This window comes from Algoriphagus iocasae, from assembly GCF_014206875.1.
GTDB classification, from domain to species: Bacteria; Bacteroidota; Bacteroidia; order Cytophagales; family Cyclobacteriaceae; genus Algoriphagus; species Algoriphagus iocasae.
The window spans coordinates 1391144-1407860 of sequence record NZ_JACIJO010000003.1 but is presented as its reverse complement, the minus strand read 5'-3'; the positions used below and the strand labels follow the sequence as shown (position 1 = coordinate 1407860).

Annotated in this window: 16 protein-coding genes; all 16 read right to left on the bottom strand. The window is 41.0% G+C overall.

The features are described from left to right. Nucleotides 1-4: 4 nt before the first annotated feature. The 16 genes from FHS59_RS20200 to FHS59_RS20125 all read right to left on the bottom strand — a co-directional run bounded on the left by FHS59_RS20200 (nucleotide 5) and on the right by FHS59_RS20125 (nucleotide 16717). Nucleotides 5-877: a DUF3226 domain-containing protein gene (locus FHS59_RS20200; RefSeq protein WP_184497473.1), complete on the bottom strand. Its 873-nt coding sequence runs from the start codon at nucleotides 875-877 to the stop codon at nucleotides 5-7. Then, nucleotides 877-3003 (bottom strand): AAA family ATPase, encoded by a 2127-nt coding sequence (locus FHS59_RS20195; protein ID WP_184497471.1) that lies wholly within the window; start codon nucleotides 3001-3003, stop codon nucleotides 877-879. Before FHS59_RS20195 ends, FHS59_RS20200 begins: the two co-directional genes overlap by 1 nt. Continuing rightward, nucleotides 2993-4258, bottom strand: coding sequence for a restriction endonuclease subunit S (locus FHS59_RS20190; protein ID WP_184497469.1), 1266 nt, complete (start codon nucleotides 4256-4258; stop codon nucleotides 2993-2995). The genes FHS59_RS20195 and FHS59_RS20190 overlap by 11 nt, the downstream gene beginning before the upstream one ends. Continuing rightward, nucleotides 4259-6028, bottom strand: coding sequence for a type I restriction-modification system subunit M (locus FHS59_RS20185; protein ID WP_184497467.1), 1770 nt, complete (start codon nucleotides 6026-6028; stop codon nucleotides 4259-4261). Between the two features lie 2 nt (nucleotides 6029-6030). Then, on the bottom strand, nucleotides 6031-6324 hold the full coding sequence (locus FHS59_RS20180; RefSeq protein WP_140938354.1) for a helix-turn-helix domain-containing protein: 294 nt from the start codon (nucleotides 6322-6324) through the stop codon (nucleotides 6031-6033). Nucleotides 6325-6443: 119 nt separating this feature from the next. Beyond that, entirely contained in the window at nucleotides 6444-8261 is a 1818-nt protein-coding gene (locus FHS59_RS20175) for a DUF3987 domain-containing protein (protein ID WP_184497465.1), read from the bottom strand. Between the two features lie 3 nt (nucleotides 8262-8264). Further along, nucleotides 8265-9122: a BT4734/BF3469 family protein gene (locus tag FHS59_RS23185; RefSeq protein WP_317168217.1), complete on the bottom strand. Its 858-nt coding sequence runs from the start codon at nucleotides 9120-9122 to the stop codon at nucleotides 8265-8267. Nucleotides 9123-9171: 49 nt separating this feature from the next. Then, complete coding sequence (locus FHS59_RS20165; protein ID WP_053224400.1) at nucleotides 9172-9468, bottom strand: helix-turn-helix domain-containing protein; 297 nt, start codon at nucleotides 9466-9468, stop codon at nucleotides 9172-9174. Beyond that, nucleotides 9465-9764: a helix-turn-helix domain-containing protein gene (locus FHS59_RS20160; RefSeq protein WP_073093951.1), complete on the bottom strand. Its 300-nt coding sequence runs from the start codon at nucleotides 9762-9764 to the stop codon at nucleotides 9465-9467. The genes FHS59_RS20165 and FHS59_RS20160 overlap by 4 nt, the downstream gene beginning before the upstream one ends. A gap of 231 nt (nucleotides 9765-9995) precedes the next feature. Then, entirely contained in the window at nucleotides 9996-11012 is a 1017-nt protein-coding gene (locus FHS59_RS20155; protein WP_184497463.1) for a DUF6617 family protein, read from the bottom strand. Further along, nucleotides 11009-12103, bottom strand: coding sequence for a site-specific integrase (locus FHS59_RS20150; protein WP_184497461.1), 1095 nt, complete (start codon nucleotides 12101-12103; stop codon nucleotides 11009-11011). Before FHS59_RS20150 ends, FHS59_RS20155 begins: the two co-directional genes overlap by 4 nt. Continuing rightward, nucleotides 12100-12453, bottom strand: a complete 354-nt coding sequence (locus tag FHS59_RS20145) for a helix-turn-helix domain-containing protein (RefSeq protein ID WP_184497459.1) — start codon at nucleotides 12451-12453, stop codon at nucleotides 12100-12102. The genes FHS59_RS20150 and FHS59_RS20145 overlap by 4 nt, the downstream gene beginning before the upstream one ends. A 242-nt stretch (nucleotides 12454-12695) precedes the next feature. Continuing rightward, nucleotides 12696-14078, bottom strand: a complete 1383-nt coding sequence (mnmE, locus tag FHS59_RS20140; protein ID WP_184497457.1) for a tRNA uridine-5-carboxymethylaminomethyl(34) synthesis GTPase MnmE — start codon at nucleotides 14076-14078, stop codon at nucleotides 12696-12698. Further along, the gene (locus tag FHS59_RS20135) at nucleotides 14075-14527 is read right to left on the bottom strand and encodes a thioredoxin family protein (RefSeq protein WP_184497455.1); all 453 of its coding nucleotides are present in this window, start codon (nucleotides 14525-14527) and stop codon (nucleotides 14075-14077) included. The genes mnmE and FHS59_RS20135 overlap by 4 nt, the downstream gene beginning before the upstream one ends. After that, nucleotides 14524-15438 carry a metal ABC transporter permease gene (locus FHS59_RS20130; protein WP_246388527.1) on the bottom strand — a complete coding sequence of 305 codons (915 nt, stop codon included), beginning with the start codon at nucleotides 15436-15438 and terminating at the stop codon, nucleotides 14524-14526. The genes FHS59_RS20135 and FHS59_RS20130 overlap by 4 nt, the downstream gene beginning before the upstream one ends. Then, complete coding sequence (locus FHS59_RS20125) at nucleotides 15425-16717, bottom strand: metal ABC transporter permease (protein WP_184497453.1); 1293 nt, start codon at nucleotides 16715-16717, stop codon at nucleotides 15425-15427. The genes FHS59_RS20130 and FHS59_RS20125 overlap by 14 nt, the downstream gene beginning before the upstream one ends.

The following is a 16717-nucleotide window of genomic DNA, read 5'->3' as shown; positions in this document are numbered from 1 at the left end:
TTCCTTAAATCAATACTTTGTTTATTCTACTCATAATATCCAGACAAGTACCGTTTGCATTGATTTTGGCATCTGTAATGTATTCAGCATCACTGATGCAAACAGTATTGGATTTTCCGCTTTTTCTTAGTTGGCCTACAGTGCCTACCAAGGATTTTTTATGACTGTACTTTTCGCCATTCACTTTTAAAATTTGACCTGAGGTGTCCAATTTTAAGGAAGCACTGAATAGTGTGCAGGTATGATTAACCGCCAAGAAGCCTTCCGCAGCTTGAAAAATATCATCATTGCCATCTCTCATTAAAGGCAACAGAACGTCTTCCAACATTCCTTCATCAGCATCAGGCTTTCTAAATATGTATGCACCTACCTGTATATCCTCAAACAGATGAAATTCAGCAGGGTCATATTCTTCCTCAAAGGCAACTTTTGGAAATGCCAGCTTACACTCTTCTATCACCTGATTCATTCTTGCCTCAGTACCTAAGTTATCGGCATCAAAAAAGTATAGCACTGATATTGATGTGTCAGGTATGGCTTGTATTGCATCCGGGTCGGGTTCATTAAGGGCGTTTAGTGCTTTTATTAATGAAATTCTAATATCAGCTCTACTTTCACCACCAATTGAATAGGTTAGAATAAGATTGTTGCCTCTATTCATCACATAGGCTGGCAGAAACCTTGAACGAGCTTCCTGAATTTTTACTTCGGGAATACTGACATTCAAAATGTCTCTTGAGAGAAAATCATTCAACGGTTGAGGGTAATTCTTGATTAACTCATTATTTGTGCTAAACCCGTTCGTTTTCAATATCCGATAAACAAACGCAGCGTCATGAGATCCCTCTGTTAGTATATACAATAAATTCTGAGCCATTATCTTATATCAAAATTTATTGAATCAATCAATTTTTCTAATCGGCCTCCTTCAATGTACTTGCAAGCTATTTCGCCATCTACTTCCGAAAGGGCATAGGCTCTTATGAAATCATTGTGGTAATCATTCTTTACAAAGGCGTCAATACATTCTTTGCTGTGGGTAGAAAGAAAAACCTGAACATTGAATTGCTCTGCTGTTTGCTGGATGAACTTGGTAAACTCTATCAATAAGGACTTGTGAATGGCACTGTCCACCTCATCAATACATATCACCCCATCCTTGCTGTAAACCATTAACAAGGCTATCTCGAAAACCCTTTGTAAGCCTTCTCCATATTTGGTAATGTCCACTACCTCATTAATGCGAGAGGAAGAAACCATAAATCTGCTTTCACCCTCATCACTGATCATCTCAATCTTTTCAATGCTAGGGTCTAAATTGACTTGTATGAACTCTATCACCTGGTCAAAATATTTTTCTTTTACCGCATTGGCGTGGGCTTTTTTGAGCAATTCAGTGTTGTATCTGAAAGGACTTGTAAAAGTGGCTGGACACAATACCTGAGACTTTGTGAAATGAAGTTCCGGGGCTTTATTGGTGTATAGATGAATAGAACTCTCTAAAGTAAGGTCGTTTACTTTGCCTTCTGATTCTATGGTAGATAGGTATCCAGACTTTTCTATATTCTCCTCGGTTTCTGTTTTTGAAAGGAACAGACTGGTTTCAGCTCCATTAAATGAGCCTTCTAATTCAATATCTGAAAGAAAGTTTTTATGAATCCACTTTGAATGAAAATCAGAATAGAACTTACCTCTGTATTTTTCTAAGTCCAGAAACGCATTTATGTCATTCAATTGGCTTAGTAAGTAAAAGCATTCCAGTATGGATGTCTTTCCTAAATTATTGCCACCTACAAATATGTTGACCTTAGACAGGTTCTTAACTCTTATTTTACGGAGCTTTCTGTAACTGTGGACGAATATCTCACTGAAGTGATTATCAACTGTGGTAAAGTAGCTTGCCAATCGTTTATCGTTGATAGCGACAATTGCTTTACTTGAAGGAATCAATCGGTCTAACTTATCTTTTAGACGCTGTATTTCGCCATAATCAGGTTCTGTTAAATGCTCACTAAAATTGAAAGCGACTTGTACCTCTTTTCGAAGGGTATCTAAAGCATTTCTTAGTCTATTCTCGCCAATTACATCACTGTAGGAATAAGCCTCAGCTATGCTGCGGCTTTCTTCCATAAGTTCTATTGCTCTTGGGTCGTTAATAAACTTTGCAATCTCCTTGATTTGTCTGTATTGGCTGATAATGGCCTCTTTGGTTGAGATACGTTCATTACCATCTTCATCAATTTCAATATCTTCGCTTTGAGATATCCAGCTAAACAGTCTTTCTAGGTTTACTGCATTATGAGCGGTCATATCTTCATTGCTCCATTCAATCCAGCTTCGCATTTCCGGTGTAGAAATAACTGTCTCAAAAATGGTGTACATGGGCGATTCAAATTGATCACCATAGTCACTCTGCTTGTATTGTTGGATGAGGCTAAGTGTTCTTAGACCTCTGCGGAGTTTTACTGTAGATATACCAAGCGCATCACAAACCTCTTGTTCTGTTTTGTTATGGTTGCTGATGAGATCACTAACTAATTGAGATTCGTTTACGGCATTCCATCTCTTTTTACCACTAATGTGGTGAAGCCCCATAGAGATTAAATGCTGAATTGGCTCTTCGTCTTCTATCGATACAAGGTTGACACTTTTAAAGTCTGATTCTGAAAGACGACCGACATCATTTCCTTTTTTAAATTCGTCATATAGATACTTTAAGGTGGCAATTCGTCTGTTTCCCTCAAGTACCAAGAAATTTTCACCAACTTCTGTCACTTGTATTTGGTCAATATCTAAAAAACCATTGGTAGTGAAGCTGCTTATCAGGTCCTTTACATTACTGTTGTTTTTGCCAAGGATAAAATTTAGCGTCCTCTGTTGTACACGAGGGTCTGCAACATTCTCCAGTTCTACAGGTCTGTACTCTGGTCTGTCTTTGAACCTATAGTTATTAGGATCAAGTATTAGACGGTCTATATGTCTGGTTATCCGTTTACTTGGCATGTTCCATTTCTTTTTTAGTGTGAACCTTTAAATCCAGTTTCCCCAATACTGCTTTAACTATCATGGCTTCCCGGTACTCTTTGATGAGTTCTATTTCTTTCTCTGCTTTGGCAATGGCTTGGTCTATTTTGGCGGTTTCGGTTTTTATCTCTTTAATCAATTCCTCTTGGCGTTCTATTGAAGGGGTGTAGATATAGTAGTTTTTTAAGGTACTGTTCGTTAAACCTTCTCTGGAAGCTCCTTCAATTGTTTTTATCTGATTTTGAATCATATCAGATTGCAATTGAAGCATTAAGAATTTGGGGAGAATTTTCTCCTTTTCTGGCCTTAAAATGCAAACGTGTTGATTGACGTTTGCTTCCTCTACTAATTCAAACACAAAGGTTCTTCCTATGGAAGCACCAGTGATATTTATTAAAACATCGTCTTTTTTGACTTGAGAGCCATTCATGCTTTTGTGAATATCTTCAGTGATAAACGCTACATCATCCAGCCTCAAGCCATCATTATGAATATTTTGACTTCTCAAAAAGATAACACCACTATTCTTGTAAACGGTCGCTCCACCTGTAGGGGTAACACCAGCTCCGACCTTCGTAACGCAGTATTTAATTTTTACCTTTTGATCTTCACTAATTAATTTATGATTTATAACCGCCTGCCTTTGCTCTTTAAGTAATTCAATAAAGGCTTTCTTTTTCTGGATGAAGTGCTTTATTTTTTTTGACTGAGCTTTTATGTAAAAAACGATTTGGTCTTGTTCATCCTTTGGAGGAACGGCTACAGGAATACTGAAAAACTTATCGGAGTACAAGCGTAATCGGCTATCTATGATACCGAAGGATTTTTTTCTAAATTCAGCCTTCATGATAGCTGTAGAAAACAAATAGCCGTAGTAATGCGGGTTGTTTTCTCCCTTGATGCGATATACGCAATATGCAGGGCTTGTAATACCATCGTATTTTGAAATACCCAAACTGCCATTCCAAGCCAACATGATATTGCTTACCAAATCATTCTCAGCTACTTTTTTGTAGCCCACCAGTGTTTTAGCATTGCTAATGAAATCATCCTCGTTTTCAAGGCTGTCTCTCTTTTTGGTTACTCCGGTATAATGAGAAACAGAAAGCAATTCTTCTTCGCCTGTTTCGCTTCTTTCATCTATCTCAGCAAAGAGATTTTTGATACGCAAAGTTTTCCAATGCTCAGGAACAGTGGATATCCATTTGGTAGTATTTCTGTCTTGTACCATCATTTACGCTTCAATTATTTCTTTTAACAGATGTTCTGTCTCTTCCTCAATTTTGAAAATATCGGCAGATATTTCCTCTAAGCTCCTTGGTGCTTTGTGCTGGTAGAAGTATTTGGCAAAGTTTATTTCATAGCCAACTTTGGTTTCGCTCTTTTTATACCAGGCATCCGGCACAAAAGGGGTAACCTCTTTGGCAAAAAAGGCATCTATGTCGTCCTTCAAAGGAATGTTTTCTTTGTCTTTAAGGGCATTATCGCTTTTGGGTTTGCCTTTGGCATCCTTGATGATATAGCCGTCTTCATCACGCTGCGGGCGGTGTACGGTTATCTGGCTGTAGCCAAAGTCTTCATTGTCAAGAATGATGCTGTGGTCGGTGTTCTCAAAGTTCAAAAACAGGTCTGTAATCTTACGGATATGGTCTTTGCTAAACTCCACACGTTTTTTGCCCAAAGGCTTGCGCATTTTGCTGTAAAACTGCTCCGAGGTAACATTGATGAGTTGTAGTTTTCCCTTTCGCTTTTCTTCCTTTTTGTTGTTCAGGATAAAAATGTACGTGGGAATGCCCGTGTTGTAAAACAAATCATTGGGTAGCGCAATTACCGCTTCCAGCAAATCATTCTCAAAAAGGTACTTGCGTATTTCTGTTTCTCCTTGACCTGCATCACCAGTGAACAATGCTGAACCATTATGGATGGTGGCTGCTCTACTGCCCAAATCACTATTGGTTTTCAGTTTGGAGACAATGTTCATTACGAACAGCAATTGCCCGTCATTTACTCGGGGGACACCTACTGAAAAGCGAGGATCTATGATGTCTTTTTTATCAAGTATGGCATCTGCATCTACTTTCCATGTTTTCCCATAAGGTGGGTTACTAATCATGAAATCAAATTGCAGGTTTGGAAAACCATCTTTACTCAATGTAGAGCCAAAAGCAATCTTCTCCGGGTCTTCATCTTTTATCAGCATATCTGCTTTACAGATAGCATAGGTCTCTGGGTTTACTTCCTGACCGTACAAGTGAAAAGTAGCTTTGGGGTTGAGTTTCTTGGCGAAGTGTTCCGCTTCGGTAAGCATCCCTCCACTACCACAAGCAGGGTCGTAAATCAAATACGTACCGTCCTTAATCTTTCCTTTGAGCGGTTCAAAAATAAGGTGGGTCATTAAGCGAATGATTTCCCTTGGGGTGAAGTGTTCTCCGGCTTCTTCGTTATTCTCTTCGTTAAACTTGCGTATCAGTTCTTCAAACACATAGCCCATCCCTAAATTGGTCAAGCCATCCATGACTACATTGCCGTCTTTATCTGTGACAGGCATTGGGCTCAGGTTAATAGTGCTTGAGCAAAATTTTTCAATCAGTGGAAAGGTAATGTTGCCTTCTTCCAAGGTCTCCAACTGGTTTCTCAATTTGAACTTACTGATGATGTCCTGCACATTGCTACTAAAGCCATCAAGGTAAGTTTCTAAGTTTTGACGAATATTGCCCGGTTCGTTTAATAACCTTTTGAAGGTGTATTTTGAAGTATTGTAAAAGACATAACCAGAGGTTTTACGCAATTGAGCAGATTGGTTATCAATCTTCATTTCGTTTAGTTTTTGATGCATTTCCAAGACTTTGTCTTTGGAGGGTTCCAAAATGGCATCTAACCTGCGAAGCACGGTAAAGGGCAAGATTATATCTCTGTATTTTCCTCGTGTATAGACATCACGTAACACATCATCAGCAATACTCCAGATGAAATTAACGATAGCATTATGTTGTACTTGGTTCATTCTTATTTGGTGTTTGCTTGGTTAATATCTTGTTCAGCAATTTTTAAGGCTTGCAATGCCTGATCTTCATCGGTTACAAGCTCCTTTATTTGGTCAGCCAACCACAAGGCCAGCAATTCTTGTTCATTTGTTTTGAGTAGTCCCGCAATTTTCAAAACCTGATCTCGTTTGGCTTTCCGTTCACCACGCTCAATTTTACTGAACATGGGTGTATCAATTTCAAGGTTTGCCGCCAATTGTCGTTGAAGCAATCCCTGACTTTCTCTAAGCTCTCTTATCCTTTCACCAAAGTGCATGACCTGTTAATTTATGACTTGTCAAATTTAGGACAATATAGGAAAAGAAAAGAAAGAAAAAAGAGGTTAGACTGATTTTTTAAGATTCAGGATTTTGAGGAAATGGAGGATGCCAAGGACTATACGTCCTCAGCATCCTTAGAATCCTTAACTTCCTCAAGTGAGGTGTTGATATAATTGTCCTGAGATTCACGGTGAACCAATCCCGATTTGGCAAAAGCGGTGATATAGCCTTCGGCTGTCTTTGCAGGAATGCTCATGGCCTTTGCTACTTCGAGATACTTCTGTCGATTGAATGTATGTGGCAAGGCATACAGAAACTTCTCCTTCTTATTCATGCGGGTTGGCTTAGGCTCTTCTTGTGGAAGTTCTCCAAACACTTTACTGGAATGCTTCACCAGCACTTTGACCATTGAAAGCGAAGCTTGAAAATCCCTTTCCTCACAAATCAGCTTATGGGAAGTGTCGCCTGTTTCCATGATTCGCAAAGCGGAAAATATCATGCAGATGCGGTAGGCAATCAAACCTAACCTTCTGATAGTTGCCATGTAGTCCAACCCTTGAAGGTTCATGTACTTTTCCTGTATCTGCCCAAAGAACTGGTTGAATTGCTCCTGTTGGTCCGCCGTAAGGTAGAACTGCTTTGGCTCATTCTGCATGATGACTTTGTAGAGTTCATAGAACTCATTGCCCAAGTCTTCAAAGTAATCGTCCAGGCCGTTATCCGTTTGACTGGCAAAGACATTTTTCCACACCGGGCGAACGTTCATGAAATAGAAGATGAAACGGCTGAATAAGCCGTTTTCAGCGTTGGGTATCAATGCCGAAACTTGTTTTGGCGTTCCTGAAAGGACAGTAGAAAGGCAAGGGCTTTCTATGTCCACAAACTCACGGTCGGTTCTGCGATAGTAGGAAATGGTTTCATGGTGAAAGGCTTTTCTAAAGCCATCACTGTAATTGCCGTAATCGCTCTTGAAGGCATGGGCCAAGGTATCACCTTCGGTCTCGAATATCAGACCTCTGCCATCACTATCACCCAAAAGCTGATAAGCACCCGTTGAACTGTTGTTGGCTGGAATGAACAGCATTTTTTCAGGAGGTTTGGCTGGTTTCTCGATACCTTCTTCCTTTCCCTTTTTTGAGTTGTATTCTACCATTTCCAATTCATAGTGCTGTTTATGGAGTTTGGCTTGTTCCCTCAATTCTTTATGAATGAGATTGACCAACTGGCGGCAATGCACCAAGCGGCCTTTACCTGCGGATGCCTGGGCTGTAATGAATAGGAATAGATTGGGGAATACTCGTTTGCCATCATAGATGCCCGATACTTTGGGCAAACATGCGCTGATAGCACCGAGGGAACCGAGGAGAAGAATATCTCTTTCTTCATTGGAAGTGGCAACCGCCACAACCTTTTGCAGAAATTCAGGAAGTTCAGGAAACAAGGAATCTGGAAGGGTTGGCATTTCTTCCGGTTCCTGATTTTCGGGCTGGTGGTAGTCAGATTGACTACCATTCAGCTTTTCACTTTTGAAAGTTCGCTGATCCTGTTTTTCTATTCGTGGAGGTGCGATGTCAATTCCTGCATCTTTGGCGAGGTAGAAAAAGGTCTTTAGTGAAACGCCATGACCTTTTGATTTCAAGCAATTGTCAAATTGCTTGTCGCACTCCGGTGCGGAATAGCCTGGATAAAACTGGCTCACCCTATGAAATAGGGTACGGCCATTTTCTCCAAACTCATCAGAGAAGGCAAAGCCGATATTTACCCAATCGCTATATGTGGAGGTAATATCTGTTCGGTTGGCTTCAATGCTTTGGATGATACGTTCTACTTCGTCTGGTTGAGAATCTGTATTGAAAGTTTGTTGCTCTGTAACTTTCGGTTGCGGGGTTGGCTGATTAAGCCAATCCTGCGGATTGAATGTTTTTCTTTCCATGTCCTACAAGTATTTAGGATTGATGAATATTTCTGAATCATGTGGAAGGAAACAGGCTCTTGAAATGTCCTTTCCGGATTGGTCTATTTCGAGTTGGTAGGTGTGGGAAACGTAGTTTGCCACTGCCTTGAAATAGTCCTGGTGTTTTGCCTGCGTCAAGTCGATTGGGATTACCCATTTTAAGCCATCACCTGAAGGAGATACAAACAATAGCTCCGTTTCAAAGTAGTGGTCGTTGAGTAGTGCCGTCTTGAGTGTAGGAATGTCCTCAATTTGGTCAAAATCGATTGTGAGCAAACCTGAATGTCTTTGAAGGTTTGCATCATTTCTCTTTGAGAAAGTGCCTGAGAAGGTCACATAATCGAAATTTTGAGCCTTGTACTTTCTGGCTTCCTTCGGATCGGGAAAGTTGCGGAGTGTACTTGTACACGAAGCAAATTCATTGCCTTTGATAAGGTGGTACACCTCAACCAAGGAGGCTTGCCGACTTGGTGTTACGTTGGTGACAGGCTTAATGAAATAGCTGAAAACTGGCGCAGCCGGTTTGACTATTTCAGGAAGAGCAACCGCAGGTTGCGAATCTGCCTGAACGTAAAAACCTTGTTGCTTACCGATGCGCAAATGCAGTTTTTCATTCAGCTTATCGAGAAGGGCTTGCCCTTCGAGGCTGAAATGCAGTGCAGCGAAATCAAAGACATTGCCTTGTGCAATGGCTTCTTCTGAATCGGTGTGCGTAGCACAACCGTCAACAACCTTTACCAACAATGTAGGCATGTCCTCATTGAAAGGGTTCTTCGCAGGTTTGCAGTCCCTTCCCGAAAGGGAAAGGACTGTTTCACCCGGATAGTACTGTCGTAGCACATAGGCGTAGATATTTAAGCCGTAGTGCGTTTTGTCGAGTATGGCTTTTCTACTTACCTCCATAGTGCTTTGATTTTGAAGGTGAGTAATTTGATTCCAGCAAGGCTTCTATATCAGAAACCTTGTAGTAGAACTTACCATTGATTCGGCTGTAGGGAAGAACCCCACTATCCCGAAGGGATTGGAGGGTTCTTTTGCTGATGTGAAGCGTTTGCATCACTACCTGTCCATCAATCCACTCTTCGCTGAATTGCTCCAAACGTGATTTGTGGAAGTTGAGGAGGTAGGCTTTGACTGTTTTAATGTCTTGAGTTAGCGTCAAGATCATATCCATTATCTCGTTCATAGCTTCACCCTCCCTTTCTTGATTAGGTAATCCGCTGCCCTTTGGTCTATTTCTTCCTGAGTGGAATTGCGGTTGCGTAGCAACCAGCTTTCCAACTCGCTTCTTTTGAAATAGAGCTTCTTTCCATTGGGCTTGTAGTGCGGAATGCTCCCTGCACTTGTCAACTTGTACAAGTGAGATTGGGAAAGCTCAAGATACTGGCAAGCTTCATTGAAGTTTAAAACTTCCTTTGTGTAAATCCCCTGGCTCTCAATTAGGCGTTGGAGATTTTCAAGACGTTCAATTATTTCGTCCATGACTTAATCAATTATGAATTAGGAAATGGACATCTGGCCAAATGTCATATTCGATTGTCGAATACAGGGCTAAATTAGAATGGCTAACAGGGCGTTATGAGTGCAGAAAGCAAGGTGCAGTGCAGAGTGCAGAGTGCAGAGTGGGGCATGAAAAATAAAAGCCCCCTTTTTGAGCAAAAGAGGGCTAAACAAAAACAGAAAAAAGATAGAAGGTGTAAAGTGCAGAGTACCTTATTTCAGGTTGGAAACAGACTTTTCAATTTTTTGAGCTGTTAGTTTCGGTTTCTTCTGCGACCTGAATTTTGCTCTTTCAAAGGGCTTACCATCAGCATCAATGAAGCATAGGCAAGTAACTTCCCATTGCTTCTGCTTCAAGTTCTCAACCAATTTCAGGTCGTTGTGAATGAGTTTGATGAAGTAGAACAGTTCGCTGATTGTGCCTGTCCAGACTACAGGATTTTTGATTTCGGCATTAGAAAATACTCGCTTGAAATTCGGAACGGTTGTGTCTTGACTTATCAGGTTGTTGAACTTTAAGCTGCTACACAAATCGGAAATCTTTTCCTGAGCGGTATTGAGTTGCTTGTAGGTAAATGAATTGAATGGAATGTCCTTTTGTTTGGGTTCCGGCTTTTTAACTGGTTTCTCCGTTGCTTCAACCTCAATGATTTGAATCTCGGTCAATAATGGTTTCTTCGGTATTGGTTCATGTAGAAGCTGGGTGTAAAAATCCTCTATCACCAACTTATCATCAATCCAAGTGCTGAAAGCATCTTGGATTTCGAGGTAAAGCTGCATGTATGCAAGCTTTAGCAATTGGATGATATAGGTGTTGGCTTTGTGTGCCTGATCAAACTCAATGGAAGCTTTCTTGGGATCTATGAATGTCAAATCAAATTCCTTCTCTTTAATCAGCTTTCCAATGTCTTTTAAACGGGTCTTTAAACGCTTGTTCAAAGTATCATCCAGCCAATAGCGGATTAGGTTTTCAGTATCATCTTCACTGATGAGGTTGTAGAGCCTTTCAACGTCCGTTTTGAGGGTGTTTAGAATCAGCTTTGAGTAGTATTTGGTTTTGTTGTCAAATGGCCTTTCAAATTTGATTTCATACCGGAATTGATAATCAGTGGAGGCTTCTTTTAGGGCACGGAACTTTGGAGCAAACTTTTCGTCCACGCTGTTTTTCTCTGACCAAGGGCGAAGCCCCTGGTAGAGAATGTCGTCAAGTATTTTTGTTTGATTGCTCATAGGTCAAGTTTGATTTTACTGGCTGCCTCTTTTTTCTTGTCGTCTATGATTTTCGCATAGACTTGAGTTGTTTTTAGCTCCCTATGGCCTAAGAGCTTTGAAACCGTGTAAATGTCGGTTCCCATTGTAAGCTGCAATGTTGCGTAGGTATGACGGGCGCAATGGAAAGTGATTGTTTTGGAGATTCCGGCTTTCATCATCCATTGTTGCAATTTCAGGTTGTGCCATGCCGAATACTTCAAACCTTTGAAAACTCTTTCTTCTCTTTCCTCACGTTCTCCGAGCAAGCCGAAGGCTTGTTCTGAAATGGGTAGGGTTTCCGCTCCTTTGGTTTTCTTCTGTCTGAATCGGATATAGTAGCCCATTTCATTTGAGTGCTGCACCTCCGACCAAAGGAGCTTATTTATATCTGACCAGCGAAGCCCTGTAAGGCATGAAAAAATGAATGCCGTTTTCAGGATGGGAATTTCACATTCTGCCTTTACTGCTGCTTGCAGCTCATCCAGTGTCAAAAACTCTCTTTCAGGTTCTCCTTGCTTGAAAGCTTCTACACCTTCAGAAGGATTGGTTGGAATGATGCCGTCTTTCACGGCCTGTTTCAGGGCTGCCCTTAGCTTATTGAAATAGGAGTACTTGGAATTTTGAGATAGCTTCTGGTTTCCGTGGGCTATGGCCTTCTTATCAAGGTATTGTTTGAAGTCCTGGACAAATTGCCTGTCAACTTCGGTGAAAGATAAATCATAGGTGCAAAAGGCTTTCAGGTGCTTAATCATGCTGGTCCAATTGCCATGATTGCCGGGGCTGTCGTCTCTTTGCTGCGCAAGCAATTCAATGTAGGAAAGGAAGCTGCCTTTTTGCTTCTCCTGATCACGAAAGCCATAAACACCGTTTTGGATTTCGATTTGTCTTTGCGCCCTGATGGTTTCTGCAAGTTGCATGGTCTTTTTATTGACCTCTTTTTCCTCCTTGGTCTTTGCATTGGGGTCGAGGTACAATTTTAGGTACTCGGTTTTCCGCTTTCCCTTGTGGTAATAGTCGAGGTATAAGCTGGTCTGTCCGCCCTGGTTGCGTTGTCTTAGTGTTACCTTCATATCTGAAACAGTTTATCGATTTCGGTTCTCTTGATGATTGTGCGACTGCCAATCTTTGCCGCTCGGATGTTTCCGGCTTTTATCTGCCGATAGATTGTCATGCGGCTTGCACCTAAGAGCTTGCAGGTTTCCTCTACACTGAGAAAATCTTTGTCCTTCAACTGTTCCTGATTGTATTCAATTCTCTGTACCACGATAGGGGCGACCTCCTCAACCTTTTCTTCTCGCTTACGCTTCTTGTAGTTTCGGGAGGCGCACTTGTGGCTGCAAAATTTGGTTACGGTTGTCTTTGCGATGAAAGACTTTCCGCAGTCCTGACAAATCTTTGGAACTTCTATACTGCTGCTCATGGTGTTTTCCTTTTTGGCTTAAAAATGTCTCAGAGAATATCCATTTGTATCAGTATGTATCCCGATGTAACATCATCTCGCCATTGCTCAAAAAATCTGTTGCTACCAACAAACTTGTTTCTAGTAACAACTGATTAGCAACAAATATACGGAAAAAAAGGGATAATTAGCAACAAACAAAGGAAGGAAAAATATCCTAAATGATAGAAAAAGAAGGGTTTAGCGTATTAATGGAAATGTAATTACTTTCCGATACAGAACTTGGAGAAGATGTTCGCAAGCAGATCATCGGTAGTAATCTCACCTGTGATTTCTCCAAGGTAGTGTAGGGAGCGACGGATATCCATTGCCACAAAGTCATTGGTGATCTGCTCATCGATGCCTCTTAAAATATCCAATAGGGAGTCTCTGGTTTTGATCAAGGAATCGTAATGACGCACATTGGTGACGATGGTATTTCCGGTTTTGAACTTGTCCAGATTGACCAATTCCAAGATTTTTGCTTTTAAACCTTCTAGATTTTCTTTGTTACCTGCAGAAATAAAAATGGTATCGGGGTATTTTGACTTCAGTTCAGAAACCAATTCAGGATTACCTTTATCGATTTTATTGGCGATTTTCAGAAAGGGAACACCCAGGTTTTCCAGCTTATTGACATCCCGATTGATCTCAACCAAATCCGTATCGCCCAAGTCAAATAAATAAAGGATCAGGGATGCAGTCTTCATTTTCTCCTGCGTTCTGCTCACTCCAATAGCCTCGATGGTATCCGTAGTTTCCCGTAAACCTGCCGTATCGATAAAGCGGAAAATCACTCCACCTAAATTGATTTCATCTTCAATAAAATCACGTGTTGTACCGGCAATATCGGAAACGATGGCTTTTTCTTCGTTGAGAAGGGCATTGAGTAGAGTGGACTTGCCTGCATTCGGTTTTCCGGCGATTACCGTAGGCACTCCGTTTTTGATCACATTTCCCAGATCGAAACTTAAAATCAATTCCTCTACCACTCGCAGAAGTCTTTCGACCAGCTCTTGCAATTCCGTTCGGCTGGCAAACTCCACATCTTCTTCGCCGAAGTCGAGTTCCAATTCGATCATAGAAGCAAAATGGATCAGCTTTTCCCGAAGTTGCTGGATTTCACTGCTGAATCCACCACGCATTTGGCTGAGTGCAGCCTGATGGCTGGTTTCCGAATCAGCATGGATCAAATCCGCTACTGCTTCCGCCTGAGCCAAATCAAATTGTCCATTGAGGAAAGCTCGCTGAGTAAATTCTCCTGGTTTGGCAGGTCTTGCGCCTTTCTTCAGGAAAAGTTTGATGACCTGATTGATGATATAGGAGGAACCATGCGTGGAAATTTCCACGACATTTTCCTTTGTGAATGATTTTGGAGAGATGAAAAGAGAAACCAAGACCTCATCGATGATCTTTTCTCCATCTCTGATAGTTCCAAAATGTATGGTATGGGATTCTTGTTTTTCCAGATTTTTGCCAAAAAAGACCTCATTTGTCAGTCGGATGGCATCTTTTCCGGAAAGTCGGATTACTGCAATAGCACCTACACCTTGTGGCGTTGCCAAAGCGATGATGGTGTCATTGCTTTCGGAAAGCGAAAAACTCATTGTCCTCTAAATCCTTTTTTTACGATAACTCCCAATCCTTCTAGAAATTGCTCTGGTTCACGATAGCCAGGAAGCTGGGTGATGTTTTTTAGAGTTTCGTCGATTATTACAAAATTAGGGTAGGACTGAACCCGCATTACTGCAGCCATTTGAGCTTCAGAATACTTTTTGCCCATAAAATCAAAGGTGCGTTTGGTGTCTTCCGCATTTAGTTTCACAGCATAAAACTGGCTGTTGATATATTCGATGACTTTTGGGTCTTGAAATGTCAAAGCATCCATTTTCTTACACCAGCCACACCAGTCGGTATAAACATCCACAATCAGCATTTTAGGATTCTTTTGATTTGCTGCTACAGCATCTTCAAATTTCATCCATTCGATTTTTTCCTGCGCATTGGCAGCTAGGCTGATTAAAGTTATAAATGCTACTAGAAATAATTTCTTCATAATTGCTTGTCTTCGAGGGCTAAACGACTCTTGTTCCAAGGAAGTTCCCATGTAAATTTAGGTTTTTTGCCATTAATTAACACACTTGCCAGAAATAGTATCCCTGAAACCGCTACCATCATTCCAGCTATGGAGCTATCTACGAGGTAAGCAAGATAATAACCTGATATCGCAATAAAAATGCCTAATCCACAAGTAAGCCGAATCAAAGGCATCAATTTTTTGGTCCAAAGGAAAGCGGTAGAAGGTGGAACCACCAATAAAGCCACTACTAGAATTGCTCCCACAGCCTCAAAGCTACTCACTGTAGTATAGGAGACCATGGACATCAAAGCAAGGTTTATTCCTTTGGAAGGAATGCCAATTACAGAGCTAAAGTTTTCATCGAAGCTGGTAAGGGTTAACTCCTTAAATAATAGGGTGATAAATGCTACTACCAATGTTACATTAAGGATTGCTAAATAGGTGATTCTTGGCCCGAAATTAAAACCTGAATCGGATATCCAAAGGTCAATCGGTAGGTAGGCAATCTCTCCATAAAGCACACATTCCTGATCTAGGTCGACTTTATATGCCAAGAGATTAATCAGAATGATGCCTACGGCAAAGAGTAGGGTAAAGGTAATTCCAATGGAAGCATCGAGCTGCACTCTGGCTTTTTGTCTTAGCCAGTCAATTATTAAGGTGGCAAAAATGCCCAAAATCCCAGCTCCAATAATTACTTCCAAGCCTCTTTGACTTCCAGAAATAAAGAATCCGATAACTATACCGGGTAGGACAGCATGTGAAATAGCATCTCCAGTCATGGACATTTTGCGCAGCATCATAAAGACGCCAAGAAGACCACAGGAAATCGCAATCAGCGAAGCTGTGAAAATGATTAGAAATGCATTTTGATCAAAGGTCATCATAGTCTCTTGGGATGTTTTCTTGATGGGGATCGAGTTTAGGAAAATTCAATCTTTTCTCCAGTAAGGCTTCCATTTCCGGAGTCAGGATATGTTCGAGTTTTTCGGCTGTATCATGCACATGATCTGGAGCGATATTCATGTACTCATTAAGGTACAATTCCCAAAGTCTATGCAATCTCACAATTCGTTTTGCTTCAGATTTACCTTCTTCTGTTGGGATGATAAGATTCTGATTTTTAGTGATTAATCCTGATCGAATTAAATTATCGATTGACTTCCTTGTTTTTGATTTTTGGTAAGGGAAGCTCTCATAGATTTCTTCTATAGTAAGGTATTTCTTGCCTTGCTCCAGTCCATGGTGAATGGCTTTCAATAAGTGGTCCCGATGGGTTTTGTTGAGGTATCTTTGTCTGGAAATAGTTCTGGAAAGCACACCTTTTTTCGGAGCAAAAAGGAAGGAGAACAATGCAAGAAAAGATAGGCAAACTACCACCCAAGGACCTGTTGGCATTTGTGGTAAAATAAAGGAAATATAGGTTCCCATTATCCCGGAAATCACTGAAAACAATCCAGCGATAATCAAAAGCTTTCCAAGTCTATCGGTCCAAAATCTGGCTGCTGCTCCAGGCGTGATCAGCAATGCAGCCATCAAAACAACTCCAATTGCCTGAATTCCGATTACCACTGCCAATATCATCAAGACATTAAATAGTAGTCTGATAAGCCCCATTGGATAACCTATCGCTTTACCGTAATCTGAGTTAAATACGAGCAGGCTAAATTCCTTTTGAAATAAGGTCAGCGTGATGATGATTAATAATGCCAAGCCACCATAGATGATCAAGTCTTCTTCCAGAATGGCGATAGCATTTCCGAAGATGAATTGATTGAGTCCGGCCATTTCCGGATTTCCGGATTTTTGGATCACGGTGAGCAGTACTACTCCAAAGCCGAAAAAGATGGATAGGATAGAGGCGATGATGGCATCCTCGCTGAGTTTGGTGTTGCTCCGAATCCAGGAAGTCAGAAAAGTTGCCAGAGCGCCAGATGCAAATGCCCCGCTGACTATATAAATCGGGTTTTTCTCCCCAGCCAAAATAAAACCGAGACAGATGCCCGGAAGTACTGCATGGGAAATAGCATCTCCCAAAAGTGCTTTTTTGTCCAGAAAGCTATAGGTGCCTACATAAGCAGATCCTAAACCAAGCAAAGTGATTCCTATCACCACAAAAACAATGGAGCTGTCCTGAAACGTAAAGAAGTAAAGGAAATCTTCCAT